Origin of the sequence: Serratia sp. 2C06 (assembly GCF_050037615.1) — a bacterium.
GTDB classification, from domain to species: Bacteria; Pseudomonadota; Gammaproteobacteria; order Enterobacterales; family Enterobacteriaceae; genus Serratia; species Serratia ureilytica.
This window is the reverse complement of record NZ_CP188299.1, coordinates 3733222-3749472: the sequence shown is the minus strand read 5'-3', so window position 1 is coordinate 3749472 and position 16251 is coordinate 3733222. Positions and strand designations below refer to the sequence as shown.

The 16251-nt window shown below is 59.5% G+C and carries 14 protein-coding genes and 1 riboswitch; of the genes, 7 read left to right on the top strand and 7 right to left on the bottom strand.

Features of this window, described 5'->3' with window-relative positions; genetic code table 11:
* Positions 1-186: 186 nt before the first annotated feature.
* Both ACP3TA_RS18475 and ACP3TA_RS18470 read left to right on the top strand, forming a co-directional pair.
* Positions 187-1014 (top strand): AraC family transcriptional regulator, encoded by an 828-nt coding sequence (locus ACP3TA_RS18475; RefSeq protein ID WP_046687100.1) that lies wholly within the window; start codon positions 187-189, stop codon positions 1012-1014.
* Positions 1015-1112: 98 nt separating this feature from the next.
* The gene (locus tag ACP3TA_RS18470) at positions 1113-2081 is read left to right on the top strand and encodes a DMT family transporter (protein WP_096242278.1); all 969 of its coding nucleotides are present in this window, start codon (positions 1113-1115) and stop codon (positions 2079-2081) included.
* Between the two features lie 27 nt (positions 2082-2108).
* Here the strand turns inward: ACP3TA_RS18470 and fusA are convergent, their stop codons facing one another.
* Positions 2109-4214, bottom strand: a complete 2106-nt coding sequence (gene fusA, locus ACP3TA_RS18465; protein ID WP_426784395.1) for an elongation factor G — start codon at positions 4212-4214, stop codon at positions 2109-2111.
* Between the two features lie 248 nt (positions 4215-4462).
* Positions 4463-4711, bottom strand: a complete 249-nt coding sequence (locus ACP3TA_RS18460; protein WP_004938127.1) for a glycine zipper domain-containing protein — start codon at positions 4709-4711, stop codon at positions 4463-4465.
* A 221-nt stretch (positions 4712-4932) separates the two neighbouring features.
* Here ACP3TA_RS18460 and ACP3TA_RS18455 point away from each other — a divergent pair, with 221 nt between their 5' ends.
* Positions 4933-6429 carry an alpha/beta hydrolase gene (locus ACP3TA_RS18455; protein ID WP_033643169.1) on the top strand — a complete coding sequence of 499 codons (1497 nt, stop codon included), beginning with the start codon at positions 4933-4935 and terminating at the stop codon, positions 6427-6429.
* 45 nt (positions 6430-6474) lie between these two features.
* On the opposite strand, the gene ACP3TA_RS18450 is transcribed toward ACP3TA_RS18455, so the two are convergent.
* From ACP3TA_RS18450 to ACP3TA_RS18430, 5 genes are all read right to left on the bottom strand, one after another.
* A complete protein-coding gene (locus ACP3TA_RS18450) occupies positions 6475-7020 on the bottom strand; it encodes a cysteine hydrolase family protein (protein ID WP_033650334.1) in 546 nt (181 codons plus the stop codon).
* A gap of 222 nt (positions 7021-7242) precedes the next feature.
* Positions 7243-8280 carry an ABC transporter ATP-binding protein gene (locus ACP3TA_RS18445; RefSeq protein WP_033643167.1) on the bottom strand — a complete coding sequence of 346 codons (1038 nt, stop codon included), beginning with the start codon at positions 8278-8280 and terminating at the stop codon, positions 7243-7245.
* The gene (locus tag ACP3TA_RS18440; RefSeq protein ID WP_426784394.1) at positions 8277-9860 is read right to left on the bottom strand and encodes an ABC transporter permease; all 1584 of its coding nucleotides are present in this window, start codon (positions 9858-9860) and stop codon (positions 8277-8279) included. Before ACP3TA_RS18440 ends, ACP3TA_RS18445 begins: the two co-directional genes overlap by 4 nt.
* Positions 9861-9893: 33 nt before the next feature.
* Positions 9894-10910, bottom strand: coding sequence for an iron ABC transporter substrate-binding protein (locus tag ACP3TA_RS18435; RefSeq protein WP_033650336.1), 1017 nt, complete (start codon positions 10908-10910; stop codon positions 9894-9896).
* A 274-nt stretch (positions 10911-11184) separates the two neighbouring features.
* A complete protein-coding gene (locus ACP3TA_RS18430) occupies positions 11185-11760 on the bottom strand; it encodes a hypothetical protein (protein ID WP_033643163.1) in 576 nt (191 codons plus the stop codon).
* A gap of 707 nt (positions 11761-12467) precedes the next feature.
* On the opposite strand from ACP3TA_RS18430, the gene ACP3TA_RS18425 reads away from it, so the two are divergent.
* The 4 genes from ACP3TA_RS18425 (at position 12468) to mgtS (ending at position 16171) form a co-directional block, all read left to right on the top strand.
* Positions 12468-12737 (top strand): hypothetical protein, encoded by a 270-nt coding sequence (locus ACP3TA_RS18425; RefSeq protein WP_033643162.1) that lies wholly within the window; start codon positions 12468-12470, stop codon positions 12735-12737.
* A gap of 174 nt (positions 12738-12911) precedes the next feature.
* On the top strand, positions 12912-14531 hold the full coding sequence (locus tag ACP3TA_RS18420) for an ABC transporter substrate-binding protein (protein WP_089197695.1): 1620 nt from the start codon (positions 12912-12914) through the stop codon (positions 14529-14531).
* A gap of 143 nt (positions 14532-14674) precedes the next feature.
* Positions 14675-14848, top strand: a riboswitch (M-box (ykoK) riboswitch).
* A gap of 75 nt (positions 14849-14923) precedes the next feature.
* Positions 14924-15946 (top strand): magnesium transporter, encoded by a 1023-nt coding sequence (locus ACP3TA_RS18415; protein WP_033643160.1) that lies wholly within the window; start codon positions 14924-14926, stop codon positions 15944-15946.
* Positions 15947-16078: 132 nt separating this feature from the next.
* Positions 16079-16171: a protein MgtS gene (gene mgtS / locus ACP3TA_RS18410; protein WP_004938109.1), complete on the top strand. Its 93-nt coding sequence runs from the start codon at positions 16079-16081 to the stop codon at positions 16169-16171.
* Positions 16172-16251 lie beyond the last annotated feature (80 nt).

Here is a 16251-nt window from a genome sequence, read left to right as displayed (position 1 = left end):
TGTTTGCGGAGTGTCAGGGGCCGATGAGCTTCGCGATGCGGCCCGTCTGAAAGGGACAGGGACCTTAACCCTACGCCGAATGGCGCCGATCGTCCAGGCGAGGGGCACGAAAGGACCAGGGCGGCTACTCAACCGGCGATGTTTTGGCTATGCTGAGCAGATTGTCAGCACGGATGAGGAGGTCGGGTGCAAGGGGTTCCACAACAGTTTCCGTTCGAGAAGGACTGCGCGCAGTTCCGGCATTTGTCGCATCTGCCCGGCGTCGAACTCTATCAGGCGCATATCGAACGCTATGCCTTCGAGCCGCATACCCACGACGCCTTCGCCATCGGCACCGTGGACACCGGGGCGGAGCGCTTCCGCTATCGCGGGGCACAGCACCTGGCGGCGCCGGGCGCGCTGGTGCTGATGAATCCTGACGAGCTGCATACCGGCGAAGCTGAAACGCCGGGCGGCTGGTGTTATCGCATGCTCTATCTGGCGCCCGAGGCGCTGGAGCAGCTGTCCGGCGATCGGAGCCAGTGGTTTACCGATGCGGTGCGCCACGATCCGCGGGCGGCGCAGCGCCTGTCCGCCATTCTCGCCGCGCTGTGGCAAACCGACGATCCGCTTATGCTCGACGGCCTGCTGTTGGAAGCGGTGGCGTTGCTGCAACCGCACATCCGCACAGGGCGCCGGGAGAAAGCCGAGGCGGCACACCGTTTCGAGGTGGTGAAAAGCTACCTGCACGATAACTTCGCCGAGGCTATAACGCTCAACCAACTGGCCGAGCTGGTGTCGCTCAGCCCGTACCATTTCCTGCGCAAGTTCAAGGCCGAATATCACGTCTCGCCGCAGCAGATGCTGATGGCGATCCGGCTGTCGCAGGCCAAACGCATGCTGGAGCGCGGCATGCCCGCCGCACAGGTGGCGGCGGCGGCGGGGCTGACCGATCAGGCGCACCTGACGCGCGCCTTCGCCAACCGTTACGGCGTCACGCCAGTGCGTTTCCAGAAACAGGTGAAATTGGGCTAAAACAGCAACCTGCTACAATAATTCCTCCCCGCGTTTTCGTTACTCTGCCGCTGTCTTGTCGGGCGGGTTGGCCGCACCGGCCGTTTGTCGGAGTTGTTATGTTCATTGGCGTTGTGTTTGCCCTGGCCGCCGGGCTGATGTGGGGATTGATTTTCGTCGGTCCGTTGCTGGTACCGGACTATCCCGCCGCGCTGCAGTCCACCGGGCGCTATCTGGCCTTCGGGCTGATCGCCTTGCCGCTGGCGTGGTTCGATCGTCGCCGCCTGCGTAAGCTGCAGCGCCAGGATTGGTGGGAAGCGCTCAAGCTGACGGCTATCGGCAATCTGCTGTACTACCTGTGCCTGGCCAGCGCCATTCAGCGCACCGGTGCGCCGGTGTCGACCATGATCATTGGCACCTTGCCGGTCGTGATCGCCATTTGCGCCAATCTGTTTTACGGCCGGCACGACGGGCGCCTGGCCTGGGGCAAACTGGCGCCCGCACTGCTGTTGATCGTCTGTGGATTGGCGTGTGTGAACGTCGCCGAGCTGCGCGGCAATGCGGTGCCGATCGACGGCTGGCGCTATCTCAGCGGTCTTGGGCTGGCCGTGTTGGCGGTGGCGTGCTGGACCTGGTTCCCGCTGCGCAATTCACGCTGGCTGCGGGAGAATCCGACGCAGCGTCCGGCCACCTGGGCCACGGCCCAAGGGCTGGTGACGCTGCCGCTGGCGCTGCTGGGCTATCTGGCGGTCTGCGGTCAGTTGGCGCTGAGCGAGCCGGCGTTCGCCTTGCCGTTCGGCCCGCGCCCTGAGGTGTTTATCCCTCTGATGCTGATCATCGGCGTGTTCTGCTCCTGGCTGGGGGCGCTGTGCTGGAACGAAGCCAGCCAGCGGCTGCCGACGGTGTTGGTGGGGCCGCTCATCGTGTTCGAAATTCTGGCGGGGTTGGCGTATACCTTTCTGTTGCGCCAGGCCTGGCCGCCGCTGCTGACGCTGGCGGGCATCGTCTGTCTGATCGCCGGCGTGGTGTACGCCATGCGCATCAAACCGCAGCCAGTGGTGGTGGCGCTGGAGGACAAGCCGAGGTGACGCCCGCCGTGGCGGCGGGCGTGAGGGTTAACGCTTGCTGTGGTGAATGATCTCTTCGGCCACGTTGCGCGGCGCTTCGGCGTAGTGGCTGAATTCCATGGTGTAGGTGGCGCGGCCCTGCGACATCGAACGCAGGGTGGTCGAGTAGCCGAACATCTCGGACAGCGGCACCTTGGCGCGAATTTCCTTGCCGCCGCCGCCCGGGATATCTTCCATACCCTGCACCAGACCGCGGCGTGAGGAGAGATCGCCCATCACGTTGCCGGCATAATCCTCCGGCGTTTCTACTTCCACCGACATGATCGGCTCAAGGATCACCGGATCCGCCAGGCGGCAGGCGTCCTTGAAGCCGAAGATCGCCGCCATGCGGAACGCCTGTTCCGACGAGTCGACGTCATGGTAAGAACCGAAGGTCAGGTGCACCTTGACGTCCACCACCTGATAACCGGCCAGCACGCCGTTATTCAGCGCCTCGAGCACGCCTTTTTTCACCGCCGGGATAAACTCGCCGGGAATGACGCCGCCCTTGATCTCATCGAAGAACTCGAAGCCTTTGCCGGGTTCGTTCGGCTCGACGGTCAGCACCACGTGGCCGTATTGCCCTTTACCGCCGGATTGGCGCACGAACTTGCCTTCCACGTTGGCCACCCGTTTGCGGATGGTTTCGCGGTAAGACACCTGCGGTTTGCCGGTGGTGGTCTCCACCCCGAACTCGCGGCGCATGCGATCGACGATAATCTCCAGGTGCAGCTCGCCCATGCCGTAGATAATGGTTTGGCCGGATTCTTCATCGGTGCGCACGCGGAACGACGGATCTTCCGAAGAGAGCCGCTGCAGCGCGATGCCCATTTTCTCCTGGTCGCCCTTGGTCTTCGGCTCGATCGCCTGGGCGATCACCGGTTCGGGGAAGGTCATGCGCTCCAGCGTAATGATGGCGCCGGGATCGCACAGCGTATCGCCGGTGGTGACGTCCTTCAGGCCGACGCAGGCGGCAATGTCGCCGGCGTGCAGTTCGTCGATGTCCTTACGATCGTTGGCGTGCATCTGCACGATGCGGCCGATACGCTCCTTTTTGCCCTTGATTGGGTTATAAACGCTGCTGCCTTTGGCCAGCACCCCGGAATAGACGCGCACGAAGGTGAGTTGGCCGACGAACGGGTCGGTCATCAGCTTAAACGCCAGCGCCGAGAATTTTTCGTTGTCGTCGGCTTTGCGAGTGATGATTTCATCGTGTTCGCCGTGGCCCTCCATCGGCGGCACGTCGAGCGGCGAGGGCATCAGCTCGATCACCGCGTCCAGCATGCGCTGCACGCCTTTGTTGCGGAACGCCGATCCGCACAGCATCGGTTGGATTTCGCCGGCGACGGTGCGTACCCGCAGCCCGTGAACGATCTCCTCTTCGCTCAGCGGCACCTGATTGAGGTATTTCTCCATCAGTTCTTCCGACGCTTCGGCGGCCGCTTCAATCATGTTTTCACGCCACTCCTGCGCCGATTCGCGCAGGTCGGCCGGGATCTCTTCGAAACTGAAGTTCATGCCCTGCGAGGCTTCGTCCCACAGAATGGCTTTCATCCGCACCAGATCCACCACGCCGCTGAAGCGGTCTTCGGCGCCGATAGGAATAACGATCGGCACCGGGTTGGCTTTGAGGCGCTCGATCATCATTTTGCGCACGCGGAAAAAGTCCGCGCCGATGCGGTCCATCTTGTTGACGAACGCCAGCCGCGGCACTTTGTATTTGTTGGCCTGGCGCCAGACGGTTTCCGACTGCGGCTGGACGCCGCCCACCGAGTCATAGACCATGACGGCGCCGTCCAGCACGCGCATCGAGCGCTCCACTTCAATGGTGAAATCGACGTGCCCGGGGGTGTCGATGATATTGATGCGGTGCTGCGGATAATTATGCTGCATGCCGTTCCAGAAGCAGGTAGTGGCCGCCGAGGTGATGGTGATGCCGCGCTCTTGTTCCTGCGCCATCCAGTCCATGGTCGCCGCGCCGTCATGCACTTCGCCCAGCTTGTGGCTGACCCCGGTGTAAAACAGAATCCGCTCGGTGGTGGTGGTTTTGCCGGCATCGATATGCGCGGATATGCCGATATTGCGGTAACGTTCGATAGGGGTGGTGCGAGCCATAATCAACCTTTCTTAGCCGCGTGAAAGAGAGCGGCTTAAACAGCATGGATAATGATGATAATCCTCATAGGGTTATCCGCCGGATCGCAGAGCCTTGCTCTGGTCACAAACTAATCGTAGTTGAAGGCGTTGGTTTTTTTAAGCGATGGTTGTGATAGATGAAAGTTTGCACGCACAACGGCGCCGGCGCAGAAAAGGGCGAAAAAAAGGCCCGTAACGGGCCTATTGTCGTAGGGCGCATTCGCCGCTTATTTGCGTCCCAGCAGGAAGCCGAAAACGATGCCGACTGCCGCCGCAACGGCCACGCCGGCCAGCGGGTTGGCTTCCACCTGCGTTCTTACGCTGTCCGCTGCGTCACGGGCGGCATAGCTGGCCTGGGAGGCGTACTTGCGCGCCGCGCCGCGCACCTGATGCTCCGGCGAATCGACGGCTTTACCGAACGCTTCTTCTACCGCGCCTGCGGCTTCATTGGCTTTGTCTTCCGCTTTACCAAACATGCTGCTCTCCTGTTCCTTGTGGGTTAACGAACTCTAAGCCTAGCAGGTGAACGGCGTTTTTTGCAGCATTCTGTGCGTTATAAGATCAATCCGAGCAAAGAAAAGTCTTTCCATACGCACGACGTCGGCTTCACCCGCGCATTTTTTTATGTTCTATTGGCTAGCGGTTTAACCGAGTATCGTTACCCTTTGACCGATTCGTTGAGTTGAAAGGACTCCCCATGTCAGTACTGCGTATTCTGGCGCTGCTCGCCGCGACCGCCGCCGCGTTGCCCGCCCAGGCCAAACCTGCGGCTCACGGCGCGGCGCCCGAGAACGGCGTTCGTTGGCAATCTTGTCTCAACAGCGGCTTTCAGCGTTGGTTCGATGAAGCGCCGCAGGCGGGGCTGCGCTGCGGCTACCTCGACGTGCCGTTGGTTTACGCTACGCCTCCCGCCCATTCGGCGCAGGCGGGGGAACCGACCGTGCGTCTGGCGCTGACCCTGCTGCCCGCCACCGGGCCGAAAAAGGGCAGCGTCGTGGTGATCAGCGGCGGGCCGGGCCTGCCGGGGATCAATCCTTATCTCGGCAACGACGCCCACGTCGCCAAACTGCGTAAATCCTACGACATCATCGGTTACGATCCGCGCGGCGTCGGTCAATCGACGCCAAAAATTTCCTGCCAGGTGGCCGAAGGTGACGAACTCCCTGAACCGGACGACAACGACGTGGCCGGCGCGGAGAACCAGACGCGCACCCTGATCGCCGCCTGCATCAAACAGACCGGCGCGGACGTGCTGCAACACATCGGCACCGACGAGGCGGTCAACGATCTGAACGCGATCCGCCATGCGCTGGGCGAACCGGGGCTGACGGCGGTGGCGTACTCTTACGGCACCAAGGTGGCGGCGCTGTATGCCGAACGTTTTCCGAAGAAAACGCGCGCGCTGGTGCTGGACGGGGTGGTGGATCTGGCGGAGGACGATTTCACCCAGCGCATGAATCAGGAGCGAGGCTTCCAGCAAAGTTTCCTGCGTTTCGCCGCCTATTGCGGAAAAACCGACAGCTGCCAGCTTGGCGGCGGCGCCAATCAGGCGCTTCAGCGTTATCATGCTTTGCTGCGCAAGCTGCATGAGCAGCCGTTCGTCACTGCGGCGGGCTATGAGATCTCCGCCGACGATGTGCTGACGGTGACGCGTTCGCTGCTGTTGTGGCCGGAGCGCTGGCATGAACTGGCCACCGTACTGCGCCAGCTCGATGCCGGCATCGCCGGGCAACAGGTTTCCGATCTGATCGACGAAAGCTATTCTCCGGATGCCGATGATGCCCTGAACGTCATCACCTGCGCCGACGTCGCCAACCCAACGGCCGATCCGCAGCTGTTGCGCAGGCAGCGGCAGGAGATTAATACCGCCGCTTTATATGCCCACTATCTGCCGCTGCACGAGTATCCGCTGGAAATGTGCGACCTGTGGCCGTACCGCGGCAAAGATCGGCCGCACATGCCGGTGGCGTCCGCCGCGCTGCCGCCGCTGCTGTTCGTCGCCCAGCGCTACGATCCAACCACGCCGTACCGCAATGCCCAGGTGATGGCCTCGGCCTTTAAAAGCCCGCTGATCACCCGCGAACGCGACGGACATACGTTGGCGCTGAACGGCATCGACAGCTGCGTCGACGAAAGCGTGGTGGAGTATCTGCTGGCGCCGAAAAAGCCGCGCCGCGACAAGGTTTGCCGCTGAGGAGGCCGGGCGTTGGCCCGGCCTGACAGGCAAATCGCGCGTGTTTTAGAATTTCACCTCTTCCGCCAGCGCCAGCGTCACGAACGGCCCCGACAGGGTCTGGTTATGGTGACGGATAATGGCGTCGGCGCCGAGCGCCGCCGTGTCCGAACAGCTATGGGCATCGGCGGCCAACACCAGGTCAAATCCCAACTCCGCGCCGCGCCGACACGCGGTGTCTACGCAGTATTGCGTTTTCATTCCCGAAATCACCAACCGACCGATGCCGGCTTGCTTAAGCCGCTCCGCCAGGCCAGTCCGGTAAAAACAGCTGGGATGGGTTTTATCGATGAACCAGTCGGCTTGCGCATCGGTGTCGAGATCGGGGTGAACTTGCCACAGCGGACTGTTTACGGCGATAGGTGAACCTGCCGGGCCGGTGTGGCGAATAAACACCACGAGCGCATTCGCCACGCGTGCGGCGCGTATCAACGCATGGGTCTTCGCCAGAAGGGTTTCGGCGGCGAACGGCGGATCGTCCGGCGAGGCGAACAGGCCGACTTGCATGTCGATAACCAGCAGGGCGCTGCGCGGTGCGGGGATAGTTGGCATAGGTCTTCTCCGTAATGAAATTGCCGGCGGGCACGGAGAAATAAAAAACCCCGGCCATGGCTGGCGGGGCTTGGGGATACGTCGTTAGCTGTTGCGCACCCGTGCAGCCCGCCATTGCGTGGCGGTTGCGGTGGTGGTGGTGGTGAGGGCGTGCGCGATGCAATTCATGCCATTGATAATGCGCGGTGGCGAGGGGAACGTCAAGGGTCGCTCCCCACACTCTCAGCCGGTGAAAATATGCGCTTGCCCCATCACGTTGAGACTGACCTGCGCCCCGGGCCGCAGGCCTTCGCGGCTGACGGTTTTGATCTCGAGCTGCGCGCCGTCGGCGGCCATTTGCAGATTGAGGGTGGAGACGAAGCCGGCGAAATCGATGCCGGTGATCACCGCCTGGCCGCGCTGCGCCGGATCGGACAAACCGATTTGAATCTGCTCCGGACGCAGCATGATGCGCGCCGAGCCGCTGCGTTGGCGATCGTCGACGGCGATGCGCCCCAATGCGCAGTCGGCCCAGCCGTGCGCCAGCTCGGCGGTCAGCACCAGCGTTTCGCCAAGGAAACTGGCGGTCGGTTCATCGACCGGGCGCAGATAAAGATCCTGCGGCGCGCCCACCTGCGCCAGCCGACCGTTGCGCATGACCGCCACCTGATCGGCGAACGACAGCGCCTCGCTCTGATCGTGGGTGACCAGGATCGACGCGACTTTGGCCTCCGTCAACAGTTCGGCCACCGCTTTGCGGGTGGCGGCGCGCAGGCCGGTATCCAGCGCCGAGAACGGCTCATCCAGTAACATCAGCCGCGGTTGCTGCGACAAGGCGCGCGCCAATGCGACCCGCTGTTGCTGTCCGCCGGACAGCTCGTGCGGCCACAGGGCGGCCAGGCGACGATCCAGCGCCACCATCTCCATCAGCGCCTCGATGCGACGCTGTTTCTCGCGCTTGCTGCCTTTGAGGCCAAAACCGATGTTGCCGGCGACGGTAAAGTGCGGGAACAGCGCGCCATCCTGCGGGACGAAGCCGATGCCGCGCAGGTGCGCCGGCACCCAGCCGCCGCCGTTGCCCATCGCTTTCCCCTGCAGCAGAATTTGTCCGCCGTCGGGGATTTCAAAACCGGCGATGATGCGCAGCAGGGTGGTTTTGCCGGAGCCGGAAGGGCCGACGATCGCCGTGCGGCTGCCGGCGGCAACCTGCAGGTCGATGTGTTCCAGCACCCTGATGGCATTGTAAGATTTTCCGATACCGTGCAGTTCGAGCGTGCTCATAGTCCCGCCGTACGTTTAGATTGAGAGTAAAGAAGCCAGGTGAGCGGCAGCGACAGCGCCACCATAATCAGCGCATAAGGCGCGGCGGCAACATAGTCTATCTCGCTGGTCAGCGCCCAGAAACCGGTGGCCAGCGTGCGGGTGCCGTTCGGCGCCAGCAGCAGCGTGGCGGTCAATTCATTGGCGATCGCCAGGAACACCAGCGCGGCGCCCGCGGCGGCGCCCGGTGCCGCCAGCCGCAACGTGGTGCTCCACAGCGCCTGCGCCGGCGATTTGCCCAGGCTGCGCGCCACGTTTTCCAACTCCACCGGCGCCTGCGCGATGCCGGCGCGCAGGTTGATCAATGCTCGCGGCATAAACATCAGCAGATACGCCAGCAGCAGGGTGATTTCGGTTTGGTAAATCGGCTGGAAGCTGTGAATGGTGATGGTCACCAGCGCCAGCGCCACCACGATGCCGGGCAGCGAACTGGTCACGTAGTTGCAGCCTTCCAGCACCCGGTACAGGCGGGCTGGATAGCGCACCGACAGCCAGGCCATCGGAATGGCGCACAGCGTGATCAGCAACGCGCCGACGGCGGACAGCGACAGCGTTTGCCACAGCGCAGGCCACAGCTCGGCGTTGCGCCACACCTCGAATCCCCCCAGCCACAGCCAGCGGGCCAGGGTAATGAAAGGCACGCCCAGCGCCAGCGCGGTCAGCGAAATCGGCAGCAGCAGCGCCAGCGCGGCGAGCGGCAGCGAAAGGCGACGCGGCGTTTGGCTGCGGGCGCTGCCGGAACCGACGCGGGCATAGCGCGCGCGGCCGCGGCTGAGAGCCTCAAGCAGCAGTAACCCGAGGCAGCACAATACCAATACGCCGGCCAGCATGTTGGCCGCCGGGCCGTTGAAGGTCGACTGGAACTGATCGAAGATCGCGGTGGTGAAGGTATCGAAGCGGATCATGGCATACAGGCCATACTCCGCCAGCAGGTGCAATGCGATCAGCAGGGAACCGCCCCAGACCGCCAGCTTCAGCTGCGGCAGCACCACGCGGAAAAAGACCGCCAGCGACCGGGAACCGAGCGAGGTGGCGACGTCTTCGATACCGGGATCCAGACGGCGCAGCACGGCGGCGGCCGGTAGGTAAATAAACGGGAAATAGGCGAGCACCGAGATGAAGACCCCGGCGCCCAGGCCGTGCATCGACGGCACCAGGCTGATCCAGGCATAGCTTTGCACAAAGGCCGGCACCGCCAGCGGCGCGGTCGCCAGTACCGCCCAGAGACGGCGGCCCGGCAGCGTGGTGCGCTCGGTCAACCAGGCCAGGGCTACGCCCAGCACGGCGCAGATCGGCAGCGTCAGCACCACCAACAGCAGGGTGTTCAACAGCAGTTCCGCCACGCGCGGGCGGAAAACCAGAGCGTTGACCGTTTGCCAGCCGGTTTCAAACGCCACGCCGATAACGAATCCCAGCGGCAACAGCGCCAGCAGCGACAGCAGCACGGCGCTGGCCACTACGATCGCTCCCGGCCGCTGATGACGGGGGATAACAGAATAACGCCGCGCGGTCTGCGCGGCGTGGGTACTCAGGTTTGACATAACGATCAAAAACTCTCGGTTTGCCGGCGGGCCTTACAGCAGGCCGGCTTCGGTCATCAGTTCGACCACTTTTTTACTGTTCAGCTGCGCGGCATCTACTTTCGGTGCGTCCAGATCTTTCAGCGGCACCAGTTTCGGGTTGGAGGCCGCACCGACGCCGACGGCGTATTCGAAGGCGTTGTTGGTGCGCAGGATCTCCTGGCCCTGTTTGCCGGTGATCCACTTGATGAACGCCTGCGCCTGCTGCTGATGCTTGCTGGAAGCCAGCACGCCGCCGCCGGAGATGCTGACGAATGCGCCCGGATCCTGATGTTTGAAGTAATATAGCTTGATGTTTTTGCTGTTCTCGCCGGTTTTAGCGCCGTCGACGAACGGGTAGTAATGATAGATCACGCCGCTGTCGATCTGGCCGGCATTGACCGCTTTCATCACCGTGCTGTTGCCTTTATAGGCAGTAAAGTTGGTTTTCATCGCTTTCAGCCAGTCCAGCGTTGCTTTCTCGCCTTTCAGCGCCAGCAGCGCGCTGACGATCGCCTGGAAATCGGCGCCCGATGGCGAAGCGGCCCAGCGGCCTTTCCATTCCGGCTTGGCCAAATCCAGCAGCGACTTCGGCAACTGCGCGTCGGTCAGTTTGGCCGGGTTATAGACGAATACGGTAGAGCGGGCGGCGATGCCGATCCAGCGGCCGTGGCTTGGGCGATATTGTGGCTCTACTTGGGCCAGCGTGGCGGCGTCGAGCGGGGCGAACAGCTTGGCGTTATCCACCAACACCATCGCCGGGGAGTTTTCCGTCAGGAACACGTCGGCAGGCGAGGCGCTGCCTTCCTGCACCAGCTGATTGCCCAGTTCGCTGTCGCCGCCGTTGCGCAGCGTGACTTTGATGCCGGTGTCTTTGGTAAAACCGTCGACCCAGGATTTCACCAGATTTTCGTGCTGGGCGTTGTAAATAACGATGCCTTGGTCGGCGGGAGCCGCCTGAGCGCCGAAGGCCAGCATCATCGAGGAGGCGAGCAGGGCCACGGGGCCGAGGGATGAAATACGCAGCTTCATGCAGTTATCCTTTTTAGCGTTCGAATGAGGAAAACGAATATCGCCTGGCAAGCGCAAGCAGCCCGATTTTAGCCAAGAACATCCATAATGATAGTGAAAACGATTCGTATTAAATTATTTTTGACGATCGCTCACAAAATGAATTGCCCTAAGGATAAGTTAAGTTTCGGCTGGAATAATCTGTTTTGATTGTCTGAATAGAATTGGGGCGCGTTACCTCACAGTGAGCGGCCACCTGCCATCGCAGGCAGCCGCCCGTCAGGCTTGCTTCTTGTCACGCCAGCACAAACTCACCGTTGCCAACGCCGAAGAACTGCCCGTTGATGCTGCTCGCCCACTGCGGCGGATGAACCAAAGAGGCCAGCACCCGGCCATTCTCCAGCAGCGTCAGGACGATCGAACCGGGGTTGATGGCCAATTGTAGGGTTAACGGAACGCCGATCAGATTTTCGGCATCGGGTACGGTGCCTTGCAAATAAATCGTCGGGATGTTGATGTTACCGTCTGAGCCAGTGCCGGTGGCCTGGCCGACAAAACGCACCGATGTACCGTTTGATGGGGCATTGGGACCAATATTGGCAGGCTGCGCGGAAATTTGCACGGTCTCCGCATGTGGCGCGCAGCCACACCCACAGCCACAGCCCTGGAAGCTGAAGTAGCCGCAGATATTTTGTTGGCACCCGCATCCACACAAGGATTGCGGATGCACTTGCTGGTTGAACGCCGGTTTCAATTGCGGATGTTGGTTGAGCAGCGCCTGACGGCTCTGCACTTCCGCGTTATAAGCGTCACGTGATTGTTTATTCAATGCGTTAGCCTGTTCAGGCGTAATATCTTGCAGTGAAGGCATATGTAAACCCCTATGATTTTTGCTGAGTTAGTCTGAAATGCATATCACGCTGAATCCGGTTAGCCACCAGACAGGTAATTGCATCTGAATGGAAATAGTTATTGCCGTCGGCAGAAGAACGGTATGGCAACCAAACCGTTACATCCTATCCTTTCGGCACGCGTTTATATATTTGGATTTGTCTTCTGGTAATTATTTCTTATTAAATCATTCGCCAGTTATTGGTTTGATAACCAACGGCGGCCTCGTGTTAGTCTCGAAGCCATTTAAAGGTAGTTAGGTGTCACGGAGATATCAAGTGGGTTTCCTACTGTTATTTTTACATTGAAAAGCAACTTATTTGGCATGTCCATTATTTTGATTTTAACCTTTTTCGTAACCGATTAATTAATATAGGGTAAGTGAGGGTGTTTTTTAATTAATTGATTTTTATGAAGTTAAACTGTAGTTATCTTTTTTTTGAATATTCTTAATATATTCATTGAGGTAACGGGTAAACGCGGGTTTGCATTTGACTTATATCAGTTCTTTGTCGAATCTGTAATGGTTATTAACCTGTTTCAATATTGACGACTTGTTATCCACTGGCGATCTTTTTCTTCAGTCTTTTCATGTCGTTCTTCAGCGTTTCGCACAGGCATTAATAACACGGGCCGCCAACGCGAATTAAGAATTATATTCACCAAAAAATAGTGAGAGAGGTGTCTATGTCTAATGGACCGTTTTATACCAATCCGATCGTGGTTATCGATGTAGCTAATGATTGCGTGCATGTGGAGATGGCGATCGATGGAGGACTATACGAAAACGTATTTCCGTTATCGGTAGCGGCTAATGAACCCTATCCGAAATTGCTGGTGAATCTGGCGATCCAGGCGCAAGCGAGCGGTAAATCATTAATGGTGTGGGGGGAGCCCGGCCCAGAACCGGTTAAAGGCCTGCCGCTGTTTGGTATCACGACCGTGAACATCAAGTAGGGGACGGCAACGCGCATTGTGTTGAAAGCGGGAAGCGCGGTGAGGGATATTCCTTTGATAATGAAAGAAATTCAACACCGCTTTTGGTTATGACTCATAGCGATTAATGATTTAATTTATTCCACTGCCACATTGCATATTGAACGCGATAAAACACTCATCAGGGATATCGACGTGAAATATTCATTCAATGGCAAGAAACTGGCTGGTTTAATCCTCCTGGCTTTAAACGCGACGGCAGCTCAGGCTGCCGACGTACCGGCGGGCGCTAAACTGGCGCCGGTACAGGAATTGGTGCGCGCCAACGGGTATGAACCGGCGACGCTGGATCCGAACCTGGCCGAGAGCAATGTGGAGTTCTACATCTTCAACGATTTGTTCGAAGGTTTGCTGCGCGTCGGGAAAGACGGCGAAGCGATCCCGGCGCTGGCGCAGAAATGGGAGCACCAGGGCAACGTCTGGATTTTCCATCTGCGGCCGCAGGCCAAATGGTCGAACGGCGATCCGGTGACCGCCGACGATTTCGTTTACAGCTGGCGGCGCCTCACCGATCCGAAAACCGCGTCGCCGTACGGCAGCTATCTGGCCTCGGCCTATGTGCTGAATGCGGCGGCGATCAACGCCGGCAGCAAACCGCCGAGCGAGCTGGGCGTTAAAGCGCTGGACGCGAACACCTTGCAGGTGACGCTGTCTGAGCCCAACGCCTACCTGCTCAAACAACTGGTGCATTTTCCGGTTCTGCCGGTCAACCGCAAGGTGGTTGAGCAATACGGCAAAAACTGGACTCAACCGGCGCATTTTGTCGGCAACGGCGCGTTTCGTCTCAGCGAGTGGGTGGTGAACGAAAAAGTGGTGGTGGAACGCAATCCGCTGTATTGGGATAACGCCAACACCGTGCTCAACAAGGTGACCTTCCTGCCGATCCAGGGGTTCCCGGAGGTGGCGCGTTTCCGCGCCGGCGAGGTGGAGTTGGGCTATACCACGCCGCCGGAACTGTATCAGCAGCTGAAAAAAACGCTCGGGGATCAACAGCTGGTGACCTATCCGCTGCTCTCCACCAGCTATTTCGCCTTCAACAACCGCCAGACGCCGTTTAACGACGTGCGGGTGCGCCAGGCGCTGAACCTGGCGCTGGACAAAGAGATCATCGCCGGCAAGGTGCTGGGATACGGCCAGCAGCCGGCCTGGACCTTTACCCCAACGGGGGCGGGCGGATATCGCCTGCAGGCCGGCGCCGCGGCCGGTTTGACGCCGGAACAACGCCACGCCCAGGCGAAACAGTTGTTGGCGGAGGCCGGTTTCAACGCCGAGAATCCGCTGCGCTTTACCGTGTTGTACAGCAATGACGCCACCATCAAGAAGATCGTCATCGCCGCCGCCGCCATGTGGAAAAAGAACCTCGGGGTGGAGGCCGGCTTGCAAAGCCAGGAGCGCAAAGTGACGCTGGATAATATCAACCGCGGCCAGTACAGCGTAGCCTTTACCCGCTGGCTGGCGGATTACGACGATCCTTCTACCTTCCTGAATGTGTTCCGCGCCGACAGCAGTGAGAACAGCCCCAAATACCGCAACCCGGAATACGATCGCATTCTGCATCAGGCGACGGCGGCGCCGACACCGCAGCAGGTGCAGCAGTATTTCCAGCAGGCCGAGGCGGTGCTGGCCGTCGATACGCCGGTCGCGCCGGTGTACTACGAAGCCAACGCCACGCTCATCAAACCCTACGTCAAGGGGATCGACTTCACCCGACAGGGCGCCCTATACGATAAAAACGTCTACATTCTCGCGCACTGATAAATAAAAAAAACGGCTGATTTATATCAGCCGTTTTTATAGATTCGCGTTTAATAAAAATATCCTAAATACTCCATAAACGACGGGCAATCTTTTCTTCCCGCCGGATAAAACAACGCCTATACTGCGCCGGTAGTTTATATGCAGTATCTCGTTTGGCGAGGCTCCTATACAAACACAGGTTACTGATCTGACGACATCGAGAGATGCCCAAGGTTAAGACAGGCTTTATCGGATTAAGGTTCAGCCCAAAGTAACTTCCGAGCAACAATTCGGATACGTTGTATAGTGCTAAAACCTGGACGCGGAGATAGGCAGTCTGCACTCCCTCTGTGGTTACGCCCCTATGCGATTCGCTGTTGAAGTTCACAACAGAAATAGGGACTGACAAAATGATCAAGTCACATCAATACTCTTCTTCTCCGGCGCTGCGCGCGACTGAAACTCTCGATGAAACTTCGGTCGCCGGTTATATGAACGCCGATTTTATTACCGTTCCCGCGACGATGACGGTCACGCATGCCCGGGAATATTTACTTTCACAGCTAAAAACGGACGAAATTCCCACCCGGGTCTTTATTACCGCGGACGATTATCATTTGCGCGGCACGCTGTCGGTGAAAAAACTGCTGCAGTGCGAAGAACAGGATAAAGCGGTCGGCGTAATGATGGATTACAGTTATTTCCAGGTTTCACCCGACGACGATCGCAACGACGTGGCGCATCTGCTGGGCAAAGGCGGTTTGGACGTGGTGCCGGTCGTGGCGAACAACACGCTGGTCGGCGTGCTGGGCGAGCGCGAGATCGCTCGGCTGGTCGAAGATGAAAACACCGAAGACGCGCAGCGTCAGGGCGCGAGCCTGCCGCTGGACAAGCCTTATCTGGAGACCAGCCCGTGGGCGCTGTGGCGCAAACGCTCGGTGTGGCTGCTGATGCTGTTCGTGGCCGAAGCTTACACCGGCAACGTGCTGAAAGCGTTTGAAGATCAGCTCGAAGCGGCGATTGCGCTGGCGTTCTTCATCCCGCTGCTGATCGGCACCGGCGGCAACAGCGGCACCCAGATCACCTCGACGCTGGTGCGCGCCATGGCGCTGGGCGAGGTCAGCCTGCGCAATCTGGGCGCGGTGATCCGCAAAGAGGTCACGACCTCGCTGCTGATCGCCGTCACCATTGGTCTGGCGGCCTGGGTGCGCGCCTGGATCATGGGCGTCGGCATGGAGGTGACGCTGGTGGTCAGCCTGTCGCTGGTGGCGATCACCGTATGGAGCGCCATTGTTTCGTCGATCATCCCGATGCTGCTGAAACGGCTCGGTATCGATCCGGCGGTGGTGTCGGCGCCGTTTATCGCCACCTTTATCGACGGCACCGGCCTGATTATCTATTTCAAAATTGCCCAGCACGTCCTGGGAATTTAAACGGGTCCCGCGCTTGAAAGAGCGGGAATGTTGCAAAAAAGAGGAGGACGTTAAAAAACCATGGACACCGACCAACCCCGATATTTAACGCAAGGGGATTTTATCGATAACATTTAACCTGAGGACAAAACAATGGGAAACATGACTATTTTTATGGGATTCCTGGCAATGATCAGCTCACTGGGCCTGTTGGCGGCCTATATGAGCACCAAATGGGATGATTGATGAACGCTAAAGATCCGCCTAGATGCATCCTCCCCGTAACCGCTATTTATTATGGGGAGGATTTAGCGGCGCGCTGAACG

Coding starts and splice junctions, on each gene's coding strand:
- ACP3TA_RS18470 (WP_096242278.1), top strand. CDS start 1,113: ATGTTCATTGGCGTTGTGTTTGCCCTGGCCGCCGGGCTGATGTGGGGA.
- fusA (WP_426784395.1), bottom strand. CDS start 4,214: ATGGCTCGCACCACCCCTATCGAACGTTACCGCAATATCGGCATATCC.
- ACP3TA_RS18460 (WP_004938127.1), bottom strand. CDS start 4,711: ATGTTTGGTAAAGCGGAAGACAAAGCCAATGAAGCCGCAGGCGCGGTA.
- ACP3TA_RS18455 (WP_033643169.1), top strand. CDS start 4,933: ATGTCAGTACTGCGTATTCTGGCGCTGCTCGCCGCGACCGCCGCCGCG.
- ACP3TA_RS18450 (WP_033650334.1), bottom strand. CDS start 7,020: ATGCCAACTATCCCCGCACCGCGCAGCGCCCTGCTGGTTATCGACATG.
- ACP3TA_RS18445 (WP_033643167.1), bottom strand. CDS start 8,280: ATGAGCACGCTCGAACTGCACGGTATCGGAAAATCTTACAATGCCATC.
- ACP3TA_RS18440 (WP_426784394.1), bottom strand. CDS start 9,860: ATGTCAAACCTGAGTACCCACGCCGCGCAGACCGCGCGGCGTTATTCT.
- ACP3TA_RS18435 (WP_033650336.1), bottom strand. CDS start 10,910: ATGAAGCTGCGTATTTCATCCCTCGGCCCCGTGGCCCTGCTCGCCTCC.
- ACP3TA_RS18430 (WP_033643163.1), bottom strand. CDS start 11,760: ATGCCTTCACTGCAAGATATTACGCCTGAACAGGCTAACGCATTGAAT.
- ACP3TA_RS18425 (WP_033643162.1), top strand. CDS start 12,468: ATGTCTAATGGACCGTTTTATACCAATCCGATCGTGGTTATCGATGTA.
- ACP3TA_RS18415 (WP_033643160.1), top strand. CDS start 14,924: ATGATCAAGTCACATCAATACTCTTCTTCTCCGGCGCTGCGCGCGACT.
- mgtS (WP_004938109.1), top strand. CDS start 16,079: ATGGGAAACATGACTATTTTTATGGGATTCCTGGCAATGATCAGCTCA.